At 62.9% G+C, this 22,794-nt stretch carries 13 protein-coding genes; 4 read left to right on the top strand and 9 right to left on the bottom strand.

Going from position 1 to position 22,794, the window contains the following annotated elements; all coding sequences use genetic code 11:
* Window positions 1-2: 2 nt before the first annotated feature.
* From IPK70_09165 to IPK70_09135, 7 genes are all read right to left on the bottom strand, one after another.
* Complete coding sequence (locus IPK70_09165; GenBank protein ID MBK8227329.1) at window positions 3-929, bottom strand: type IX secretion system membrane protein PorP/SprF; 927 nt, start codon at window positions 927-929, stop codon at window positions 3-5.
* On the bottom strand, window positions 926-5,569 hold the full coding sequence (locus IPK70_09160; GenBank protein MBK8227328.1) for a gliding motility-associated C-terminal domain-containing protein: 4,644 nt from the start codon (window positions 5,567-5,569) through the stop codon (window positions 926-928). The genes IPK70_09165 and IPK70_09160 overlap by 4 nt, the downstream gene beginning before the upstream one ends.
* Window positions 5,481-6,098, bottom strand: coding sequence for a hypothetical protein (locus tag IPK70_09155; protein ID MBK8227327.1), 618 nt, complete (start codon window positions 6,096-6,098; stop codon window positions 5,481-5,483). Before IPK70_09155 ends, IPK70_09160 begins: the two co-directional genes overlap by 89 nt.
* A gap of 323 nt (window positions 6,099-6,421) precedes the next feature.
* Complete coding sequence (locus IPK70_09150; protein MBK8227326.1) at window positions 6,422-8,734, bottom strand: hypothetical protein; 2,313 nt, start codon at window positions 8,732-8,734, stop codon at window positions 6,422-6,424.
* Entirely contained in the window at window positions 8,646-9,554 is a 909-nt protein-coding gene (locus IPK70_09145; protein ID MBK8227325.1) for a hypothetical protein, read from the bottom strand. Before IPK70_09145 ends, IPK70_09150 begins: the two co-directional genes overlap by 89 nt.
* Window positions 9,555-9,579: 25 nt before the next feature.
* Window positions 9,580-9,789, bottom strand: a complete 210-nt coding sequence (locus IPK70_09140; GenBank protein MBK8227324.1) for a hypothetical protein — start codon at window positions 9,787-9,789, stop codon at window positions 9,580-9,582.
* A 25-nt stretch (window positions 9,790-9,814) separates the two neighbouring features.
* Window positions 9,815-15,523 carry a hypothetical protein gene (locus tag IPK70_09135; protein ID MBK8227323.1) on the bottom strand — a complete coding sequence of 1,903 codons (5,709 nt, stop codon included), beginning with the start codon at window positions 15,521-15,523 and terminating at the stop codon, window positions 9,815-9,817.
* Between the two features lie 153 nt (window positions 15,524-15,676).
* Here IPK70_09135 and IPK70_09130 point away from each other — a divergent pair, with 153 nt between their 5' ends.
* Window positions 15,677-16,219, top strand: coding sequence for a sigma-70 family RNA polymerase sigma factor (locus IPK70_09130; GenBank protein MBK8227322.1), 543 nt, complete (start codon window positions 15,677-15,679; stop codon window positions 16,217-16,219).
* Window positions 16,216-16,470: a hypothetical protein gene (locus IPK70_09125; GenBank protein MBK8227321.1), complete on the top strand. Its 255-nt coding sequence runs from the start codon at window positions 16,216-16,218 to the stop codon at window positions 16,468-16,470. The genes IPK70_09130 and IPK70_09125 overlap by 4 nt, the downstream gene beginning before the upstream one ends.
* A gap of 57 nt (window positions 16,471-16,527) precedes the next feature.
* Here the strand turns inward: IPK70_09125 and IPK70_09120 are convergent, their stop codons facing one another.
* Both IPK70_09120 and IPK70_09115 read right to left on the bottom strand, forming a co-directional pair.
* Complete coding sequence (locus IPK70_09120; protein ID MBK8227320.1) at window positions 16,528-17,718, bottom strand: T9SS type A sorting domain-containing protein; 1,191 nt, start codon at window positions 17,716-17,718, stop codon at window positions 16,528-16,530.
* A gap of 33 nt (window positions 17,719-17,751) precedes the next feature.
* Window positions 17,752-20,244 carry a hypothetical protein gene (locus tag IPK70_09115; protein ID MBK8227319.1) on the bottom strand — a complete coding sequence of 831 codons (2,493 nt, stop codon included), beginning with the start codon at window positions 20,242-20,244 and terminating at the stop codon, window positions 17,752-17,754.
* 103 nt (window positions 20,245-20,347) lie between these two features.
* On the opposite strand from IPK70_09115, the gene IPK70_09110 reads away from it, so the two are divergent.
* Together IPK70_09110 and IPK70_09105 are read left to right on the top strand one after the other, a co-directional pair.
* Window positions 20,348-22,558, top strand: a complete 2,211-nt coding sequence (locus tag IPK70_09110) for a S46 family peptidase (GenBank protein ID MBK8227318.1) — start codon at window positions 20,348-20,350, stop codon at window positions 22,556-22,558.
* The gene (locus IPK70_09105) at window positions 22,555-22,794 is read left to right on the top strand and encodes a 4a-hydroxytetrahydrobiopterin dehydratase (protein ID MBK8227317.1); all 240 of its coding nucleotides are present in this window, start codon (window positions 22,555-22,557) and stop codon (window positions 22,792-22,794) included. The genes IPK70_09110 and IPK70_09105 overlap by 4 nt, the downstream gene beginning before the upstream one ends.

Raw genomic sequence — 22,794 nt, 5'->3', positions numbered from 1 at the left:
CGTCAGAAGTAACGCGGGTCCCTCACCCGGATCCGGTAGCCGAACTCGTACTGGACCAGGAGCTCGTGCGAGCCCTTATGGTATTGATTGATCCTGGAGAAGCCGGCATCGTAAGCATAGCCGATCCGCCATTGCGGCGTGGGCAGCACTTCCACCATGCCGATGATCGCATCGTTGGTGCGCACTGATGCGCCAAGCCAGACCTTGTCGCGATAGATCAGGTTGGTGCTGACATCGCCCTGAAGTCCGCTGGCCAAGCGGTACCGGAGCAACGAAGTCGGCTTCAGTTTGAACTCGTCGTTCAGCTTGATCACATAGCCACCGGTCAGCATAGGTTCAAGGTCGATGCGCTCATCGGAGAGCCGGTAAGAACGGTTCACCACATCATAGCGGTGCGCAAGCAGGAAAGGGACCGAAGCGCCCACGTACCAGATCTTGGTCTGGTACAAGAGGCCGGCGCTGAAGTTCGGCCTGGCTGCACCGCGCGTATCCCCTGCGAAGCTCGGATCGTTGTTGTCAACGATGGCCACTTGGCTCCATTTTGCGCGATACAGGCTCAGGCCTGCACCGAGGCCAAGAGCAAGCTTCGCCCTGTTCGGCATCTTGATCCGGTACGCGTAGTTGGCCAGCACGCCGGTCTCATTGCTCACACCGATGCGGTCATTGAAGACCATAAGCCCCAGTCCGACCTTACTGCGCTTCACGGGCGCATGCACCGCGATGGTCTGCGTGACGGGCGCCCCCTCGAACCCCACCCACTGCTGCCTGTGCGTGAGCGTTGCGCTCAGCACGTCGCGGCTGCCCGCGTAGGCCGGATTGATGGCCAGTCCGTTGAAAAGGTATTGGCTGGTCAAGGGTGTGTGCTGTCCAACGCAATCGACCGTGAGGACGAATGCCAGAAATGAGAAGTAGGGCAGGATCGGCCTCACCGTTTGATGATGACGTGGCCGTTGTACGAGCGTCGGCCATTTAGGTTAATGACGTAGAAATAGGTGTCGTCGGGCAGCGGTTGGCCATTGCGAGAGAGCCCTTCCCACTCGTTGGAATAGGCTTCGGCCTCATAAACGGTCTTGCCCCACCTATTGAATACCTGAAGCGAGCTGTTCGGGTATGCCTCCATGCCGCGGATCTCCCATCGATCGTTCACGCCGTCCCCGTTCGGGCTGTACCCCTCGGGAATGAAGAGTTCGTCCACATGCAAGAGCACAGTGTCGCTGATGGACGCGCATTGATTGATGCTGGCAGTCAGCACCACCAGGTTATCACCGATCGAAAGGCCGCTGATCGCGGTGGTGCTGTCCGACGGTTCATCGATGGACCCGCTGCCGTTGAGCACCCACCAGTTCAGGGCTGCACCGGCCATGGCGCTTCCGGAGAGCTCCGTGAAGTCGATAACGGCGAGGTTCTGGTCTTCCCCAGCATTCACCCAGATTCCTGAACCGGGATCCACGAAGTTGGCCAAGGCGGTGTCAGACGCCGAACAGCTGCCATTGGTGACGCTCCACACCAGCGCGTAGGTGCCGTAGGCGGCAGCGCCGATCTCCATTGTTGCAGAGGTTGCAGGAGTATAGGACGTGATTCCTGCTGGTAGGATCCAGGTTGCATTGCCGCTGAATGGGACCGCGTTCATGGCAGCGCGCAAACCGCACGCGGTGATGTCCGGACCGGCGTCCGCAATAGGAGGCTCAAGAACCGAAACGAACTGCGTGAGTTCTTGGGTGCAGCTTCCGATCGTGGCTGTATAAGTCAGTTCGATTGAACCGGCAAGGCCAACTGGGTTGAAGATGCCATTTGCCACCCCTTGGCCCTGCCAGGTTCCGCCCGGCGTGCCGGTAACCAGCGGATCCAGTGCAATCGGGGCATTGCTGCTGCACAAGGGGCCAGGAGCCGTCCAGCTTGCATCGGCACCTGCCGCGATGGTGACTGACTGGGTTTGCGAAGCCGGGCAACTTCCAGCGATGTAATAGGTGACCTGATAGCTGCCAGGGTCGCTGGAACCGATGCTGATCGCTCCTGTAATCGGATTGATGTCGATACCGCTAGGGAAGGCCGTGAAGGTTCCGCCTGTTTGCGCCGTCCATGGCGCCGCCGAAGGATCACCATGGCAGTAGGTGGACTGCGCGTAGGCGAAGGACGCATCACTTGGCAGATAGAATGTGACAGAAACAGTATCGATTCCGATACAGGTTCCATTGGTCACAGTCCAATAGAGATCATATACGCCCGGCAGAGCGGCATTCACTGTGGACTGAGCGTCCGACTGATCCGCGAATGAGATTCCGGATGGACCGGTCCATTGACCCGCTCCAGCAGCTTGCATGGTGGTGGTCAGCCCACAGGTCTCTTGGTCAGGACCTGCTTCACTGATGCAATCAATGGTCTGCCCGGAGCACACGCATCCGGCGCTCCAGGTATCGTTCACCGTTGCTGTATTGCCTTCATCGCAAGCGGTTCCGATCAGCGCGCTGCCGCCGGGCACGCCCAGGCAGTCGATCAGCTGGCCGGCGCAGATGCAGTCGGCGCCATACACGTCGTTGCCGGTGAGGGCGTTGCCGTCATCGCAGGGTGTGCCGATCAGCGCAGCACCTCCGGGCACGCCCAGGCAGTCGATCAGTTCGCCAGCGCAGATGCAGTCGGCGCCATACACGTCGTTGCCGGTGAGGGCGTTGCCATCGTCGCAGGGTGTGCCGATCAGCGCGCTGCCGCCGGGCACGCCCAGGCAGTCAATCAGCTGTCCAGCGCAGATGCAGTTGGCGCCATACACGTCGTTGCCGGTGAGGGCGTTGCCGTCATCGCAAGCGGTTCCGATCAGCGCAGCACCTCCGGGCACGCCCAGGCAGTCGATCAGCTGGCCAGCGCAGATGCAGTTGGCATCGTAGATATCGTTGCCAGTGTTGGGGTTGCCATCGTCACAGGCGGTTCCGATCAGCGCAGCACCTCCGGGCACGCCCAGGCAGTCGATCAGCTGGCCGGCGCAGATGCAGTCGGCGCCATACACGTCGTTGCCGGTGAGCGCATTGCCGTCATCGCAAGCGGTTCCGATCAGCGCGCTGCCGCCGGGCACGCCCAGGCAGTCGATCAGCTGGCCGGCGCAGATGCAGTCGGCGCCATACACGTCGTTGCCGGTGAGGGCATTGCCGTCATCGCAGGGTGTGCCGATCAGCGCAGCACCTCCGGGCACGCCCAGGCAGTCGATCAGCTGGCCGGCGCAGATGCAGTCGGCGCCATACACGTCGTTGCCGGTGAGGACGTTGCCGTCATCGCAAGCGGTTCCGATCAGCGCGCTGCCGCCGGGCACGCCCAAGCAGTCGATGAGCTGGCCAGCGCAGATGCAGTCGGCGCCGTACACGTCGTTGCCGGTGAGGGCGTTGCCGTCATCGCAAGCGGTTCCGATCAGCGCGCTGCCGCCGGGCACGCCCAGGCAGTCGATCAGCTGGCCAGCGCAGATGCAGTTGGCATCGTAGATATCGTTGCCAGTGTTGGGGTTGCCATCGTCACAGGCGGTTCCGACCAGCGCGCTGCCGCCGGGCACGCCCAGGCAGTCGATCAGTTCGCCAGCGCAGATGCAGTTGGCGCCGTACACGTCGTTGCCGGTGAGGGCGTTGCCGTCGTCGCAGGGTGTGCCGATCAGCGCAGCACCTCCGGGCACGCCCAGGCAGTCGATCAGTTCGCCAGCGCAGATGCAGTTGGCGCCATACACGTCGTTGCCGGTGAGCGCATTGCCGTCATCGCAAGCGGTTCCGATCAGCGCGCTGCCGCCGGGCACGCCCAAGCAGTCGATCAGTTCGCCAGCGCAGATGCAGTTGGCGCCATACACGTCGTTGCCGGTGAGCGCATTGCCGTCATCGCAAGCGGTTCCGATCAGCGCGCTGCCGCCGGGCACGCCCAAGCAGTCGATCAGTTCGCCAGCGCAGATGCAGTTGGCATCGTAGATATCGTTGCCAGTGTTGGAGTTGCCATCGTCACAGGCGGTTCCGACCAGCGCGCTGCCGCCGGGCACGCCCAGGCAGTCGATCGGTTCGCCAGCGCAGATGCAGTCGGCGCCGTACACGTCGTTGCCGGTGAGGGCGTTGCCGTCGTCGCAGGGTGTGCCGATCAGCGCAGCACCTCCGGGCACGCCCAGGCAGTCGATCAGTTCGCCAGCGCAGATGCAGTTGGCGCCATACACGTCGTTGCCGGTGAGGGCGTTGCCGTCATCGCAAGCGGTACCGATCAGCGCGCTGCCGCCGGGCACGCCGAGGCAGTCGATCAGTTCGCCAGCGCAGATGCAGTTGGCATCGTAGATATCGTTGCCAGTGTTGGGGTTGCCATCGTCACAGGCGGTTCCGACCAGCGCGCTGCCGCCGGGCACGCCCAAGCAGTCGATCACCTGGCCAGCGCAGATGCAGTTAGCATCGTAGATATCGTTGCCAGTGTTGGGGTTGCCATCGTCACAGGCGGTTCCGATCAGCGCGCTGCCGCCGGGCACGCCCAGGCAGTCGATCAGTTCGCCAGCGCAGATGCAGTTGGCGCCATACACGTCGTTGCCGGTGAGCGCATTGCCGTCATCGCAGGCGGTTCCGATCAGCGCGCTGCCGCCGGGCACGCCCAAGCAGTCGATCAGTTCGCCAGCGCAGATGCAGTTGGCGCCATACACGTCGTTGCCGGTGAGCGCATTGCCGTCATCGCAAGCGGTTCCGATCAGCGCGCTGCCGCCGGGCACGCCCAAGCAGTCGATCAGCTGGCCAGCGCAGATGCAGTTGGCGCCGTACACGTCGTTGCCGGTGAGCGCGTTGCCGTCGTCGCAAGCGGTTCCGACCAGCGCAGCACCTCCGGGCACGCCCAGGCAGTCGATCAGCTGGCCAGCACAGATGCAGTCGGCGCCATACACGTCGTTGCCGGTGAGGGCATTGCCGTCATCGCAGGGTGTGCCGATCAGCGCAGCACCTCCGGGCACGCCCAGGCAGTCGATCAGCTGGCCGGCGCAGATGCAGTCGGCGCCGTACACGTCGTTGCCGGTGAGGGCGTTGCCGTCGTCGCAGGGTGTGCCAATCAGCGCGCTGCCGCCGGGCACGCCCAGGCAGTCGATGAGCTGGCCAGCGCAGATGCAGTCGGCGCCGTACACGTCGTTGCCGGTGAGGGTGTTGCCGTCATCGCAAGCGGTTCCGATCAGCGCGCTGCCGCCGGGCACGCCCAGGCAGTCGATCGGCTGGCCAGCGCAGATGCAGTTGGCATCGTAGATATCGTTGCCAGTGTTGGGGTTGCCATCGTCACAGGCGGTTCCGACCAGCGCGCTGCCGCCGGGCACGCCCAGGCAGTCGATCGGTTCGCCAGCGCAGATGCAGTTGGCGCCGTACACGTCGTTGCCGGTGAGGGCGTTGCCGTCGTCGCAGGGTGTGCCGATCAGCGCAGCACCTCCGGGCACGCCCAGGCAGTCGATCAGTTCGCCAGCGCAGATGCAGTTGGCGCCATACACGTCGTTGCCGGTGAGCGCATTGCCGTCATCGCAAGCGGTTCCGATCAGCGCGCTGCCGCCGGGCACGCCCAAGCAGTCGATCGCGTTCGCCAGCGCAGATGCAGTTGGCGCCATACACGTCGTTGCCGGTGAGCGCATTGCCGTCATCGCAAGCGGTTCCGATCAGCGCGCTGCCGCCGGGCACGCCCAAGCAGTCGATGAGCTGGCCAGCGCAGATGCAGTTGGCGCCATACACGTCGTTGCCGGTGAGGGTGTTGCCGTCATCGCAAGCGGTACCGATCAGCGCGCTGCCGCCGGGCACGCCCAGGCAGTCGATCAGCTGGCCAGCGCAGATGCAGTTGGCATCGTAGATATCGTTGCCAGTGTTGGGGTTGCCATCGTCACAGGCGGTTCCGATCAGCGCGCTGCCGCCGGGCACGCCCAGGCAGTCGATCAGCTGGCCAGCGCAGATGCAGTTGGCGCCGTACACGTCGTTGCCGGTGAGCGCGTTGCCGTCGTCGCAAGCGGTTCCGACGAGCGCAGCACCTCCGGGCACGCCCAGGCAGTCGATCAGCTGGCCAGCACAGATGCAGTCGGCGCCATACACGTCGTTGCCGGTGAGGGCATTGCCGTCGTCGCAGGGTGTGCCGATCGAGCGCAGCACCTCCGGGCACGCCCAGGCAGTCGATCGGCTGGCCGGCGCAGATGCAGTCGGCGCCGTACACGTCGTTGCCGGTGAGGGCGTTGCCGTCGTCGCAGGGGGTGCCAATCAGCGAGCTGCAGCCGGGCACGCCCAGGCAGTCGATCAGCTGGCGAGAGCAGATGCAGTCGGCGCCGTACACGTCGTTGCCGGTGAGGGCGTTGCCGTCATCGCAAGCGGTTCCGATCGACGCGCTGCCGCCGGGCACGCCCAGGCAGTCGATCGGCTGGCCAGCGCAGATGCAGTTGGCATCGTAGATATCGTTGCCAGTGTTGGGGTTGCCATCGTCACAGGCGGTTCCGACCAGCGCGCTGCCGCCGGGCACGCCCAGGCAGTCGATCAGGTTCGCCAGCGCAGATGCAGTTGGCGCCGTACACGTCGTTGCCGGTGAGGGCGTTGCCGTCGTCGCAGGGTGTGCCGATCAGCGCAGCACCTCCGGGCACGCCCAGGCAGTCGATCAGTTCGCCAGCACAGATGCAGTTAGCGCCATACACGTCGTTGCCGGTGAGGGCGTTGCCGTCGTCGCAAGCGGTTCCGACCAGCGCAGTACCTCCGGGCACGCCCAGGCAGTCGATCAGTTCGCCAGCACAGATGCAGTTGGCGCCATACACGTCGTTTCCGGTGAGCGCATTGCCGTCATCGCAAGCGGTTCCGATCAGCGCGCTGCCGCCGGGCACGCCTAAGCAGTCGATGAGCTGGCCAGCGCAGATGCAGTCGGCGCCATACACGTCGTTGCCGGTGAGGGCGTTGCCGTCGTCGCAAGCGGTTCCGAGCAGCGCAGAACCGCCGGGCACGCCCAAGCAGTCGATCAGCTGGCCAGCGCAGATGCAGTCGGCGCCGTACACGTCGTTGCCGGTGAGCCCATTGCCGTCATCGCAAGCGGTTCCGATCAGCGCGCTGCCGCCGGGCACGCCTAGGCAGTCGATCAGCTGGCCGTCGCAGATGCAGTCGGCTCCATACACGTCGTTGCCGGTGAGGGCGTTGCCGTCATCGCAGGGTGTGCCGATTAGCGCAGCACCTCCGGGCACGCCCAAGCAATCGATCAGCTGGCCAGCGCAGATGCAGTTGGCATCGTAGATATCGTTGCCAGTGTTGGGGTTGCCATCGTCACAGGCGGTTCCGATCAGCGCAGAACCACCGGGCACGCCCAGGCAGTCGATCAGTTCGCCAGCGCAGATGCAGTCGGCGCCGTACACGTCGTTGCCGGTGAGGGCGTTGCCGTCGTCGCAAACAGTTCCGACCAGCGCGCTGCCGCCGGGCACGCCCAGGCAGTCGATGAGCTGACCAGCGCAGATGCAGTCGGCGCCGTACACGTCGTTGCCGGTGAGCGCATTGCCGTCATCGCAGGGTGTGCCGATCAGCGCAGCACCTCCAGGCACGCCCAGGCAGTCGATCAGCTGGCCAGCGCAGATGCAGTTGGCATCGTAGATATCGTTGCCAGTGTTGGGGTTGCCATCGTCACAGGCGGTTCCGATCAGCGCGCTGCCGCCGGGCACGCCCAAGCAGTCGATTACTTGGCCAGCGCAGATGCAGTCGGCGCCGTACACGTCGTTGCCGGTGAGGGCGTTGCCGTCGTCGCAGGGTGTGCCGATCAGCGCAGCACCTCCGGGCACGCCCAGGCAGTCGATCAGCTGGCCGGCGCAGATGCAGTCGGCGCCATACACATCGTTGCCGGTGAGGGCGTTGCCGTCATCGCAGGGTGTGCCGATCAGCGCAGAACCACCGGGCACGCCCAGGCAGTCGATCAGTTCGCCAGCACAGATGCAGTTAGCGCCATACACGTCGTTGCCGGTGAGGGCGTTGCCGTCGTCGCAGGGTGTTCCGATCAGCGCAGCACCTCCGGGCACGCCCAGGCAGTCGATCAGTTCGCCAGCGCAGATGCAGTTGGCGCCATACACGTCGTTGCCGGTGAGGGTGTTGCCGTCATCGCAAGCGGTACCGATCAGCGCGCTGCCGCCGGGCACGCCCAGGCAGTCGATCAGTTCGCCAGCGCAGATGCAGTTGGCGCCATACACGTCGTTGCCGGTGAGGGTGTTGCCGTCATCGCAAGCGGTACCGATCAGCGCGCTGCCGCCGGGCACGCCCAGGCAGTCGATCAGTTCGCCAGCGCAGATGCAGTTGGCGCCATACACGTCGTTGCCGGTGAGGGTGTTGCCGTCATCGCAAGCGGTACCGATCAGCGCGCTGCCGCCGGGCACGCCGAGGCAGTCGATCAGTTCGCCAGCGCAGATGCAGTTGGCATCGTAGATATCGTTGCCAGTGTTGGGGTTGCCATCGTCACAGGCGGTTCCGATCAGCGCGCTGCCGCCGGGCACGCCCAGGCAGTCGATCAGTTCGCCAGCGCAGATGCAGTTGGCGCCATACACGTCGTTGCCGGTGAGGGTGTTGCCGTCATCGCAAGCGGTACCGATCAGCGCGCTGCCGCCGGGCACGCCCAGGCAGTCGATCAGCTGGCCAGCGCAGATGCAGTTGGCATCGTAGATATCGTTGCCAGTGTTGGGGTTGCCATCGTCACAGGCGGTTCCGACCAGCGCGCTGCCGCCGGGCACGCCCAGGCAGTCGATCGGTTCGCCAGCGCAGATGCAGTTGGCGCCGTACACGTCGTTGCCGGTGAGGGGCGTTGCCGTCGTCGCAGGGTGTGCCGATCAGCGCAGCACCTCCGGGCACGCCCAGGCAGTCGATCAGTTCGCCAGCGCAGATGCAGTTGGCGCCATACACGTCGTTGCCGGTGAGGGTGTTGCCGTCATCGCAAGCGGTACCGATCAGCGCGCTGCCGCCGGGCACGCCGAGGCAGTCGATCAGTTCGCCAGCGCAGATGCAGTCGGCGCCGTACACGTCGTTGCCGGTGAGGGCGTTGCCGTCATCGCAAGCGGTACCGATCAGCGCAGCACCTCCAGGCACGCCCAGGCAGTCGATCAGCTGGCCAGCGCAGATGCAGTCGGCGCCATACACGTCGTTGCCGGTGAGGGCGTTGCCGTCATCGCAGGGTGTGCCGATCAGCGCAGCACCTCCGGGCACGCCCAGGCAGTCGATCAGCTCGCCAGCGCAGATGCAGTCGGCACCATACACGTCGTTGCCGGTGAGCACATTGCTGTCATCGCAGGGTGTGCCGACCAGCGCAGCACCTCCGGGCACGCCCAGGCAGTCGATCAGCTGGCCAGCGCAGATGCAGTTGGCGCCGTACACGTCGTTGCCGGTGAGGGCGTTGCCGTCATCGCAAGCGGTTCCGATCAGCGCGCTGCCGCCGGGCACGCCCAGGCAGTCGATCAGCTGGCCGGCGCAGATGCAGTTGGCGCCATACACGTCGTTGCCGGTGAGGACGTTGCCGTCATCGCAAGCGGTTCCGATCAGCGCGCTGCCGCCGGGCACGCCCAAGCAGTCGATGAGCTGGCCAGCGCAGATGCAGTCGGCGCCGTACACGTCGTTGCCGGTGAGGGCGTTGCCGTCATCGCACGCGGTTCCGATCAGGCGCGCTGCCGCCGGGCACGCCCAGGCAGTCGATCAGCTGGCCAGCGCAGATGCAGTTGGCATCGTAGATATCGTTGCCAGTGTTGGGGTTGCCATCGTCACAGGCGGTTCCGACCAGCGCGCTGCCGCCGGGCACGCCCAGGCAGTCGATCAGTTCGCCAGCGCAGATGCAGTTGGCGCCGTACACGTCGTTGCCGGTGAGGGCGTTGCCGTCATCGCAGGGGTGTGCCGATCAGCGCAGCACCTCCGGGCACGCGCAGGCAGTCGATCAGTTCGCCAGCGCAGATGCAGTTGGCGCCATCCACGTCGTTGCCGGTGAGGGCGTTGACATCATCGCAAGCGGTTCCGATCAGCGCGCTGCCGCCGGGCACGCCCAAGCAGTCGATCAGCTGGCCAGCGCAGATGCAGTCGGCGCCATACACGTCGTTGCCGGTGAGGGCGTTGCCATCATCGCAGGGTGTGCCAATCAGCGCAGCACCTCCGGGCACGCCCAGGCAGTCGATCAGTTCGCCAGCGCAGATGCAGTTGGCGCCATACACGTCGTTGCCGGTGAGGGCGTTGCCGTCGTCGCAGGGTGTGCCGATCAGCGCAGCACCTCCGGGCACGCCCAGGCAGTCGATCAGCTGGCCAGCGCAGATGCAGTCGGCGCCGTACACGTCGTTGCCGGTGAGGGCGTTGCCGTCATCGCAAGCGGTTCCGATCAGCGCGCTGCCGCCGGGCACGCCCAGGCAGTCGATCAGTTCGCCAGCGCAGATGCAGTCGGCGCCATACACGTCGTTGCCGGTGAGGGTGTTGCCGTCATCGCAGGGTGTGCCGATCAGCGCAGCACCTCCGGGCACGCCCAAGCAGTCGATCAGCTGGCCAGCGCAGATGCAGTCGGCGCCGTACACGTCGTTGCCGGTGAGGGCGTTGCCGTCATCGCAGGGCGTTCCTGAAACGGTGATGGTGAGCACAAGCGTTTCGGCATGACAGCCGCTCACGTGGGTGTACGAGCCGCTCGTGGTGTAGATCGTTCCGTTTACCGCCCAGGTGTAGCTGTCGCAGCTCGAAGCAGTAGTGGTTGTCGTCGACGATGGTATCTCTGTCACTGTCACCGTTGCGCTGCTGCTTCCGCATGGCACTGGACCAATGACGGTATACGTGTACACGCCGGGGTTCATCGAGGCCGGGATGTATGCATGGCCCACGACAGGACTCGGACCACTCCATGTCCCACCACTCGCTGGCATGCCGCCGAGGAACGCCATAAGACTCTGCGACGGAGCGTTGCTGCAAACGGTGAGTGCTCCATTGCTTCCAGCACTGAATGGCGTCGTTTCGCTAACGGTTATGGATGCGCTCGCACTGACGCATGGAGCAGCGGCGCTCAGGGTGTAGGTGTACACTCCTGGGTTCATGGTCGCCGGGTCGAACATGTCGCCGATCACTGAGCTTGGACCGCTCCACGAGCCACCGGGTTCCGGAGTTCCGCCAAGCTGAGAGAGCAAGGATGCAGACGCCGAGTTCGAGCAGATCGTAAAGGTTCCGTTGCTCCCGGCGGCAGGTTGATCCGCTATTGAAAGCAGGAAGCTGTCGATCGATGGACTGAAGCACGAGCCGACGGGAGCCTGGTACTGGATGGTATGCGTGCCGATTCCGATGGCAGACGCGCTGAACGACCCATCGGAGGCGATGGCGCTGGCGCATGTGGCGCATGTGAAATTGCCGCCAGCGGGCATGGCCGCGACCGGCGCGATGATACCCGCTGTTTCACAAAATGATCCTTGCGCATATGCGAGATCGGGTAGTGCCGATGCGAGCACCGTGGCCTGGATGGAGCACGAGCGTTGGTTGCTGAAGGCGTCCGTCGCGGTGAAGACGACCGTGAAGGTGCCGGTGACCGTGGCACCGGGTGCTGGAGCTTGCGCGAGGGTCACCGTCCCGCAGTTGTCGGAAGCGATCACCAGGCCGCGCAGATCAGGCATCGTAGAGTTGCAATTCCCTGCCGTCGCATTGATGGTCTGGTTCGCCGGGCATGTGATCAGCGGTGCGATCGTGTCGCTCACCGTGATGGGCATGCTCTGGATGGCACTCACGTTGTTCGAGGCATCCTGTGCGCGATAGCGCATGAGGTAGGTGCCCGGAGAAAGGGCATCACCGGGCATCGGACCGCTCACATGCACGATTGTGACTCCGGGGCAATTCTCCGCGGGTGCCTGATAGCCGGGCGCGTTGATGGTGCATGCATTGGCGGGCACAAAGCCGAGCATCCCAACGCTTGCTGGGAAGCTAGGGGCAGTGTTGTCGACCACTGGAACGATGAAAGTGCACTCCGTTGTGAGGCCTCCAGCCGTGGCGGTGATGGTGACGTTCACATTGCTTGGGCCTACAGGTGTGCCCGGAGCCGGCGATTGCGTCAGCGTCACGCCCCCGCAATTATCACCCGCTGACGCGCTGGCGCGATAGTCCGGCAGGGGCTTCGTGCAATCGACCCCGACGTTCAACTGGGCGATGACCGAAGGACACGAGAGGGTTGGAGCTTCCAGGTCATCCACCACCAGATTGAATGTGCAGGTGGCGCTGTACGTGCCGTCAGTGACCTCGTAGGTGACAGGATGCGTGCCCAGCCCGATGCTTTCACCGGCTATGGGTCCTCCGATCTGCGTCCAGGAGGCGCTACTGCAGTTGTCCGAGATCACGGGCACGCCCAGGGCAGGCACAGTCGCGGTGCAGGCCCCGGCGTCTTGTGCAAGCTCCGCATCACCAGGGCAGGAGATCGTCGGCGGCGCGTTGTCCATGACGATGATCTGTGCGGTGCACGTTCCCGTGTTTCCGTGGATGTCCAGCGCGGTGAACGTCACGGTCACCGTATCAGGCGGCCAGATTCCTGAAGCATGGTCGGCGGTCAGGCTGCCGGACATCCGCGCGCAATTATCCTGGATCAGCGTGTCCAGATCAAGGATATCCACCTGGGCACCGCACGACACGCCGGTGTAAGAAACGGAATACGCGTTGCTGCAATCGATCACCGGTGCGATCGTATCGCGAACGATGATGCTCCATTCGCAGAATGTCTCGTTCAAGCTGTTGTCCTGGTGGCGCTCACGTATGCGGTAATCGCCCGGTGCGAACCAATGATCGGCTTCGCCGGTCACATCAGTCACATCACCGTTGTCCAGGTCCGTAACCCAGGTCCGATAGTCCGATTCGGTATCCGGATCGCAGTTGTCCGTTGAGGTCAGCGTAGGCCAGATGTATTGCGCAAGGCAGCCATTCGCGGGGCTGAACAACTCCACCGTGTCCGGGCAGTTGGCGATCACCGGAGCGATCGTATCGAGCACGCTCACTTCCCAGTTACAGATGGTCTGGTTTCCGGATCCATCCGTGATGGTGTCCGAGAAGTTGTGCGTGCCGGGTCCGAGCTGCAATGCAGCGCCACCGCCGATGCTTACCTCATCATCAGTCGCTATCGCGGTTCCATTCACCAGCAGGATATTGCCGTTGGAGTTGATGACGATCCCGCTGCCGGAGGTGAATGTGAGGCAATTGTCCGTGCTGGCAATGTTCGGCACATTGTACGCGGCCGTGCATGATGCCGCGGTCACGAAGAGCGTATCGCTCTGGGGGCACACCACCGTTGGCGGGATCAGGTCCTGCACGATGATGGTGGTGGTGCTGCTATAGATGGTGCCGCATGCGCCCCCATCCACCAGCACACGGAATCGCATGGTGCCGGTGATTCCGCTCCAGGCAAGAACGTCCGATGATTCAGCGAGCGGGAACCAGGTGACGCCGTCCACACTGCGCTCCCATCGGATCACCGTGCCGCTTGAGCCCGTGAGCGTCAGCACACCGGAAGCGCCAGGGCAATAGGTGCCGCCTCCACTGATGGTGCCGCCTTCAGGTGGGTCGTCCACAAGGATGGTGCGGGTATGCGTGTAGTTGCAGGAACCCAGTATTACCGTGTAGGTAACGGGATGCGGACCTGAGGCGGACGGCGTGAAAGAGCCTGATGCGCTCACGTATGCCCCGCCGCTCCAGGTGCCACCCGCCATGCTGGATCCCAGGAAGCGTGCAGCGTCGAGAAGGAAGGCGGTATAGAGCGCGTTGCTATGACGTTGCACCTTGATGAAGCGTGCGTTCACCGGTACTGGGTAGCTTGTGGTGACATACGTCCCGCTGGTGGTGCTGTAGGTGGTTGAGATGCTCCAGTTCACACCATCCAAGGAGGAAGAAACGAGCATGCGCGCCTGTAAGCCGGCGGTTTGGCTTCGCCACAAGAGGCTTACGGCCTCTCCGATCAGAACCGTATCGGCCAGATCGAGCACCGCCCAACCGCCCGTGGTGCTGAAGGATGCTCCGACTCCATTCGGAGGGCCATCAGCTTGCTCGGGGGTGATGACATTGGAGCTGGCAACCACCGTATCGGCATAAGCCAGCAGGTAGTTGTTCAGGTCGAATGGAGCGTTGCTGCTGCAGAACGGACCCGGTTGTGCGAAACGGGCCGGATTGTTCGAAACGTTTGTCCAATCGGGATCGGTGAAGCGGGCGGTGAACAGATCCGTTCCGTTCGTGCCGGGGTACGTGTTGCTCCCCAAGGTGAGGGCATCCTCGAATTGCCCGCCGACGATTTGGCCTCCGATGCCTGTAGGTGCGATCGCCAGTGCATGTTCGTCATCGGGGTTCGCTTCGCGATGGTGCCAAACCGCCGTGCCATCCCGGTTGAATCGCGCGATGAGAAGATCCGTATCGTTATTACCAGCGATCACGGTGCCTCCATCGGTCGTCAGCGTTCCGGAGGTCATACCGGCCACATGGATCTGGCCGTTCCGGCCAACCGAGACATCATAACCTGTAACGCCGTGGCCAATGCTGCTCGAAGCGGTCCGGACCCAATTGGTGGTGCCGTTGGTTGGATTGAGCGAACCCAGGAACCAGTAATCGTGCGTGCCGGGATTCATCGGTGTGATGCCGCCGGGGAAGAGGCTTCCTGTGTGCGTGCGACCGGTGATATAAACGCCTGCGCAATCGACCGCCACCCCATTGCACTCCGATTCTGCGTCACCCGGGTTGTTGATCAGCCTCGTCCAAGCATGTCCACCCGCCAGGCTCACCGCGGATGCGAATAGAGCGTTGCCGTTCGAGGTGGTTACTGTTGTGCTCGAGTTCCCAGTGCTGTTCCTCCAGGACAGGGAAGTGCCCTCCGTGCCTCCAACGACATACACATTGGTGGCATCTGCGGTAATGCGTTCCGTTTGCAGGTCGTCATCTGATAAGCCGGATAACGACCAGATCAGGGTTCCAGAAGCGTTGTATGCGTTCAGGTATGCGTATCGCCGGCCTGATGTGAGACCCACAGCGGAGAGCACCCCACCGATGAGCGTATGGTATGTGTAGGTGCCGTATGCCACTAGGGTGTTACCGCTGATGGCTACCCCGGTGCCGTACTCGACATGAGGGCCCGTTATTGACTTAACCCACTGGACCGTCCCCGAAGCGTCATAGGATATGATGAACGCATCGCGCGAGCCTGCATTCGACAATCCCAGGCCGGCTATGGGGTTGTCGTAGAAACCGGTTGCCACCACCAAACCGGTTCCGCTAATAGCAACGCCCAACGCACCGTCCTCCTGCGTGCTGCCGATCGAGCGGCTCCAGAGCAGGTTGCCATTGGGGTCGAGCTTCGCGATGAAGGCATCGACTGACCCGCCCATTGAAGCAGGAAGGCCGTAGGGTGCGACCGTGGCGGAAGCAGACTGGTAGGCGCCGACCACATAGATGTTGCCCGTTGTCGTTTCCACTGCGATGTCCCGGACATATTCAGTGTTGCCGGCATCCTGTGTCTTGGCCCAGTTCCAAACGGGGCCTTGCGCAAAGGCCAAGTACGGTGCTGCGAGCAGGCCCGCGCAGATCCAGCGCACGGAACGTAAATGGGTTGACATCTGCCGGAGAGTAACGGCCATCGGTCGGTGATTATCCAGCGCTAATGGGGTGTCCAAGCCCATTGGCATTGCCCCGTTTCAACGGGCATGGGGGCGCACGGTTTCAGCCGCCCTCGCCGTTACCTTGTCGCGCTCAGGGCATTCCGTGGCAGAATGGGATCCGATCAAGGGTTCGACGACCGGCAAGTGGCCCTGGCCAAGAGCTCTACAGAGGCTTTCGGGCCCTTGTATGAGCGATACTTCGGCGATGTTTTCCGATTCATCCTCCGCCGAGCAGCAGATCGCGAACTGACAGCCGACCTCACCCAACAGGCATTCGTGAAAGCCATGCTATCCATCCACCGGTACGAATCGCGCGGACTTCCCTTCAGGGCTTGGCTGTACCGCATCGCGCTGAACGAACTGCGCATGCACTGGCGGAAGAGAAAGGAAGTCCTGATCGATTTGAGCGTGAAACAGGTGAAGGGCATGGTGGCGGAGATGGAGCTCCATTTGGACCCCTCGGACATGGAACGCGTGGCTCAAGCGCTCTCCGGCCTGGACGAAGCACGCGCCCAGCTGATCCACCTGCGCTTCATGGATGGGCTCAGCTATCAGGAAGTCGGGCAGGTGCTCGGCATCGGGGAGGATGCTGCCAAGATGCGCACCCACAGGACGCTCAGCGCGCTGCGATCCTACCTTGCACCGAAGGCATGAGGCACCGCTACCGCATATCACCCGAAGGCCCCGGCCGGGAACCCTCCGACGATGAATTGAGGCGCTACCGGGATAGCGGCAAGCTGATCCACAATTACCAGCGTGCGCGCGATCGGCTCCACAGGCCCATCTATAAGGACCCGAAGGCCTTCCTGATCCTGCTCCTGGTTGCATTGGTGGCCTGGCTGGTGAGCCATTCAACGGTCAAGCGCGCGGCCCCGGCTACCAATGGCATTGAGCAGCACCCTTGAATGGCAAGAGCCGCAAGGCGCGCTGGCACTTCGCGGCTCCTGATGCGCTTGAAACGGCTATTTGAGGAAACGGCGCGCGGTCATTCCAGCGTCGGTCTGCGCGCGCATGATGTACATGCCAGATGGCCACGAGGCCACGTTGATCCGGTGAATGGCGCCCCACTTGGCGCGCGTGCTCATCATGGGCTGTCCCGCCGCGTTCAGCACGGAGAGCACCAATGTGCCCGATCCGCCCATTGCGGTGGTCACCTGAAGCTCATCGTTTACGATCTGCATGGAGGGGATCACCTCGCTGAAGTTCGGGCCGGTGCTGGCAGAGTTCTCGTCGGTTCCGCCCGCCCGGGGCTCGCCATTCAGCACGATGCTGTAGTTGCCCTCTTGGGTCGAGGTCCATTGGTCGTCAGCGACGGTGGCATCGGCGATTGATCCGCTGATCGGCAGGCGCAGAAGAAGGTGGTCTTCATTGCCCAGCCAGGACTGTTGCGCTCGAGCGAGGCTGATGGTGCCCTCGCCATGGAAGCGCTGATAGGTGAATCCGTTCGAGGTCACCTCCGGCCCCACCTTCTCGAGAGGAAGCGCTTCGCTGATCGCGGCATCCTGGACGATGGCCCCTAAGCTGCTGCCGTTCGCGGGCCAGCGCAGGGAGAAATCGATAGAGTTGACCCACCCGAAATAGTCTGACTCCGGGGTGAGCAGTACATCAATGAAACCGTTGCCGCTGTTCACCGCCTTGGCGCTCACCTGCGGAATGGGGCTCGGGAACACGATTCCGGTGCGCTCCATGCCGTTGAGCGAAACGAAGTAGTCGCGGTTGTTGGCGGCGGTGAAATCGTCGTTGCCGAGGTACACTTCCAAACCTGGCGTGAGGATGTCCATCACGCACACCGGGTATTCCATGCCGCCTTCCCAAACGCGCCCGAAATCGCTCATCATGGAGAGCGCCACGGCCGTGTAGGTGCGGTACAAGTAGCCATTGCCAGGGTTGACGATTGGCGTTGATGAGATGGGCATGAACTCGGACTGAGGCCACACAGGTTGGTAGACCGAAAGGGCAGGACCGAAGGTCTCTTGCCAACGCAGTGTGAAGACCACGCCGCTCACGACCTCATTGAAGGGGCCGTTCGGACGAAGCCTGACTTCGAGCTGGTTGTTGCCATTATCGGCCAAAGTGATATCAACCACTGGTTGAGAAGCGAGACCGAGGACAAGAAAGCAGCCGGTCGCAGCAAGGAGTATCTGCTTGTTCATGGCCCATTCGTACGGGACGGATGGGCCACGGTTTCAAGGCGTGCTGTGCAGGAATGCGTTTGAAAGCACGTTGGTCGGCACCGTGCCTCCGATGGCGGTGAGGATAGGATCACGGTCATTCTGCTCGCCGATGTACTTTATGGTCCCGTCCATGTTCACATCCGAGGTGGCGTATGCCCCGGACACCACATTCGTCGGTACGGAGCCGCCGATGGCTAGCAGGATCGGGTCGCGGTCGTTGCCAAGCCCCAAATAGCTCACGTTGTCGTTGAACGTCACATCCCCGTTGATGAGCCCCACCACAGGACCCAAGGGGGCTCGAGCAGAGGCGCCGAATGCTACGGCCGTGCTTGCATCGGTGAAATCCACGAAAGCCCCATCGAGCGGAGCACCCGCATCCGTGACCACGCCCTTGTGGTTGCGATGCAGGGCCGCGAGCCGGTAATTCCCAATAGGCACAGGGAAACGCACCGGTGACACGCCGTCCAGGTCAACAACATCACCATCGCGCTGCACGAGCACGTAGCGCGTGGCGATCCGAACGGCCCCATCATCGGGGTGGCGTAGTTCCAGGACCACCCAGTCAACTATGTCATTCAGCACGACGGATGCTGGCAACAGAACGCTCGCATCAATGCTGGCGCCGGCTGGTGATAGCGCCCCGGCCGGGACGTAGCCCAGGCCCGAATAAGGCTCCGTAAGCGGGATCAGGCCATGGATACGCAGGTGATCGGTCATCAAGCCGCTGAAAACCGAGTAGCACCCTTGCAGATAGAGCTTGGCCGAGACGGTCAGCGACTGCCCTGCACAGGAGCACCCCGGGTAGGCCTGTATCACGTCGTTGCCGGTGAGCGGATCTCCATCGTCGCAGGCCGCGCCGGGGTATAGCAGGAAATCCGAGTCATCGCAATCGGTCGGGGCGCTCGCGTAACCCGGTGGTTGCGTGCAGGCCAGGGTGCTGATCGCCGGATTCCCGAATCCGTCGCCGTCGAGATCAATGTACCAATCCACAGGTCCTGTCACCAGAGGGTCGCTGTCGTCGCAATCGGTATCAACCTCCACCCAGCCCGGCGGACCCAGGCACGCGATGACCCAGATATCCGGATCACCGAGGCCATCGCCATCCGCATCGATGTACCACGCATTGGCGTCATTGATGCTCGGATTCGAGTCATCGCAGTCGTCGGGCAATGGTGCATAGCCAGACGGCTGTTCGCAGGCCACCGTGCTGTCCGACGGGCTGCCGAAGCCATCGCCGTCCGCATCAACGTACCACGTCATCGGTCCGGTGATCAGTGGGTCGTTGTCGTCGCAATCGGTGTTGTCTGCAACGAATCCGGCCGGTCCGGTGCACGCCGTTACCGTGGTAGTCGGATCCCCAAGGCCATCTTCATCGGAATCGGCATACCAAGGCGACGGCAAGCAGTAGCTGAATGCGGCGAATCGCGACCGGGCACCGCCTGGGCTCACGGTTGCGAACGAGCCACCGAAGAAAACCCGGCCGGCATGCACAGCAAGGGCGTTCACGATCGTGCCAGCGCTGATCGAGGAATTGAGCAACGCCGCTGAGGACGGATCCAAGGCCGCCACATGCGAGTTGGGCTGGCCGCCGACATGCGTGAAGAAGCCACCGATGAAATCGATGCCGGGAGCACGCGCAAAGCACCGGCCGCCGCCGCCGGGCGCGGTGAGCTGCGGATCCCAGGAAGTCAAGGTTCCATCCGCGCTCGTCACCTCAGCCATGCCGATTCGGGCGATCCCGTCAACCGTGGTGAACTGTCCGCCGATCAGGATGCTGGAAGGCGAAGCATGCAGCCCCACCACAACGTTGTTCGTGTTCGCCTCCCATGCAGTGGCCAAGCCCGTGTTCACATCCAGTTCCGCCGCATTATTCCGCGAGGCGCCACCAACCGCGCCGAACAGGCCGCCAATGATCAGGTTGGGGCCGTTGGAGACCATGGCCCGGATAACGCCCGAACCGGTTCCGAAAGGGCTGAATGCGGTCAGTTCACCGGAAACCGGGTCGAAAGCCGCCAACAGGGGGCGAGGCTGGGTATCGATCGAACTGAAGCTGCCGCCCACATACACCAAGCCTTGATGGAGATGCACGGCGAATCCGTTGGCATTCAATTGAGGCGACCACGGACGCAGTGCACCGGTTGAAGCATCGATGGATGCCAATCTGCTCCTGGGCTGCCCATCGATCTCCGTGAAGCCGCCGGTGACGATGATGGAATCGCCCGCGACGAGCATGTCTTGGACATTGCCGTTGGCCATCGGGGCCCAAGGGAGCAGGGACCCGGTTGAAAGGTCAACAGCAGCAATGCGCCCGCGCGCGACTCCATTCACCTCCGTGAAGTTCCCTGAGATGTAAAGCACACCAGCGGCTTCGTCCAATTCAATGGCCTGGACTTCACCGTTTGCCTCCGGCCAGCTGGTGAGCAGCGTGAAATCCTGCGCTGGCGCGATCACCGGGAAAAAGGCAAGGAAGCAGCAAACGCTGCGCGCGATGTGCTTGAAGGGCATGGCTCAAGGTATCAAAGGGTGCAGGAAAGGTATCGGTTCACCGTGGATTCATGGCACCCGACGTCACCTACTTTAGCCCGCCAGCCGAATCCCGAATCACAACATGCGCGCAAGTCCCATCCCAGCCCTTGCAGCCTCCCTGCTGTTCACCCTTTCAGGCCCGTTCCATGCGCGGTCGCACGAGGGCATGTGGCTGCCTACCTTGCTCAAGAGCATCGAGGGTGACCTGCAATCCGCCGGCCTGGAACTCTCCGCCGATGACATCTACAGCATCAACCGCAGCAGCCTGAAGGATGCGATCGTCCTTTTCGGTGGCGGCTGTACGGCCGAAGTGATCAGCGGCCAAGGCCTGATCCTCACCAATCATCATTGCGGCTTCAGCGCCATCACCGACCACAGCACGGTGGAGAATGACCGGTTGAAGAATGGCTTCTGGGCGGCCACGAAAGCCGACGAATTGCGCAACCCCGGCCTTACAGCGACATTCGTTGTGCGCATGGAGGATGTGACCGAGCGGATCGCACCCATGATCACGGCTGCGGTGGAGGGCAATGAGCAAGCACGGCGCGATCTGGTGGCCCAGTTGAGCAAGACCATCATCGATGAGGCCATTGCGGGAACGCATTACAAAGCCGTTGTGCGCCCTTTCAACTACGGCAACAGCTACTACCTCATCGTCACCGAGACCTTCCGCGATGTTCGCTTGGTGGGAGCGCCGCCATCGAGCATCGGGAAGTATGGCGGCGATACCGACAACTGGATGTGGCCGCGCCACAACGCTGACTTCAGCCTCTTCCGGATCTATGCAGGCCCCGATGGCAAACCGTCCGACCCCAGCGATGCCAATGTGCCCTTCGCACCGCGCCATGTGCTTCCGATCAGCCTTGAAGGCGTCAAGGAGGGCGACTTCGCCATGATCTTCGGCTTCCCCGGACAAACGCAGCGATACCTCACCAGCTACGCCGTGGAATACGTGCAAGAGAAACAGGATCCAGCCCGCATCGCCATGCGTTCGGCCAGCCTTGGCGTGATCGATGCCGCCATGGCCAGCAGCGACCGTCTTCGGTTGATGTACGCCGACAAGCAGGCGGGCATCAGCAATGCTTGGAAGAAGTGGATCGGCCAGCGCCGTGGGCTTAAAGAGCTGCGAACGCTTGATGCGAAGCGTGCCTACGAAGAAGCATACAACGCCAAGGCGAAGGAGATGGGGAAGCCCGAGTACGCCCAAGCGCTCGTCACGCTCAAGGCTGCCTATGGCGACTACGTGGCATTCGCGACCGCGCGCGACCTCTTCGTGGAGATGGTCTACTACGGGCCCGAGCTGCTTCGTTTCGCCGATGGCTTCAAGGACTTGATCGAGCAGCAAGAGGCGCTCCGCAAGGATGGGAAGATCGGGGCCGAGGCGGCCAGATTGCTTCAGGCCGCCGAGGCGCATTTCGCCGCGCACGATCCGGAAGTGGATAAGCGCGTGATGAAGGCGCTGCTCCCTATTTATCGGCAGCACATGCCGCCGCACTTGCTGCCCGATGCGCTGCCCGCAAAGGACCTTTCGCACAAGAGCCAGTGGTATGCATGGGTCGATGACCTGTACGCCCGCAGCGCTTTCACGGACCTTGAACGCCTGAGGAAAGCGCTGCGCAAACCAACCCCCGGCGCCCTGAAGAGACTTGCGAAAGACCCCGGATACGAACTGGCCCGCAGCTTCCAGCAGGCATTCCTGGAAAAGGTGAGGCCGGCGCACACCCAGCTCAGTGATAGGATCGAGGCAGCCATGAGGACCTATGTGAAGGGCATGATGGAATTGCACCCGGAGAAGACCTACTGGCCCGACGCCAACAGCACATTGCGCCTCAGCTACGGCAAAGTGGAGGGCAGCGCGCCGCGCGATGGCGTAACCTACCTGCACTACACCACCCTCGATGGGGTCGTGGAGAAGCACATTCCCGGGGATGCCGAGTTCGATTTGCCTCAGCGCCTCATTGACCTGAATCGAGCGAAGGATTTCGGTCGGTACGGAGCGAATGGCAACATGCCGGTGTGCTTCACCAGCTCGCTGCACACCACAGGCGGCAATAGCGGCAGCCCGGTGCTGAATGGGCGCGGAGAGCTCATCGGACTCAACTTCGACCGCAGTTGGGAGAGCACCATGAGCGATATCCAGTTCGACCCGGACAAATGCCGGAACATCTGCGTTGATGCACGCTACATCCTGTTCCTGATCGACAAGTTCGCAGGGGCCGGTCACTTGGTCGCTGAGATGAACCTCGTGGGGCGCGGTGAGCCGCGCACCATCAACCTGCCCATTCACCGATGAGCGCCTGGACCGAAGAAGGCGGGCAGCTCTGCCGCGAATTCCGCTTCGCGGACTTCAGCGAGGCCTTTGCGTTCATGACGCGTGTGGCTCTCGTCGCGGAGAAGTTCAACCATCACCCGGATTGGACCAACGTGTGGAACACGGTGCGCATCCGCCTGAGCACGCACGACACTGGCGGCGCGATCACCGAGAAGGACCGTCGGCTCGCTGCAGCGATTGACTCGATAGCCGGGTAA

This window comes from Flavobacteriales bacterium (assembly GCA_016712535.1).
In the GTDB taxonomy this organism is placed as follows: Bacteria; Bacteroidota; Bacteroidia; order Flavobacteriales_F; family PHOS-HE28; genus PHOS-HE28.
This window is presented reverse-complemented; position numbering and strand designations above follow the sequence as displayed.

Excerpts from the sequence above, each read along its gene's own strand:
- IPK70_09120 (MBK8227320.1), bottom strand. The coding sequence starts at position 17,718 with ATGAACAAGCAGATACTCCTTGCTGCGACCGGCTGCTTTCTTGTCCTC.
- IPK70_09125 (MBK8227321.1), top strand. The coding sequence starts at position 16,216 with ATGAGGCACCGCTACCGCATATCACCCGAAGGCCCCGGCCGGGAACCC.
- IPK70_09135 (MBK8227323.1), bottom strand. The coding sequence starts at position 15,523 with ATGTCAACCCATTTACGTTCCGTGCGCTGGATCTGCGCGGGCCTGCTC.
- IPK70_09130 (MBK8227322.1), top strand. The coding sequence starts at position 15,677 with ATGGGATCCGATCAAGGGTTCGACGACCGGCAAGTGGCCCTGGCCAAG.
- IPK70_09160 (MBK8227328.1), bottom strand. The coding sequence starts at position 5,569 with ATGGCGCCAACTGCATCTGCGCTGGCGAACGCGATCGACTGCTTGGGC.
- IPK70_09115 (MBK8227319.1), bottom strand. The coding sequence starts at position 20,244 with ATGCCCTTCAAGCACATCGCGCGCAGCGTTTGCTGCTTCCTTGCCTTT.
- IPK70_09105 (MBK8227317.1), top strand. The coding sequence starts at position 22,555 with ATGAGCGCCTGGACCGAAGAAGGCGGGCAGCTCTGCCGCGAATTCCGC.
- IPK70_09110 (MBK8227318.1), top strand. The coding sequence starts at position 20,348 with ATGCGCGCAAGTCCCATCCCAGCCCTTGCAGCCTCCCTGCTGTTCACC.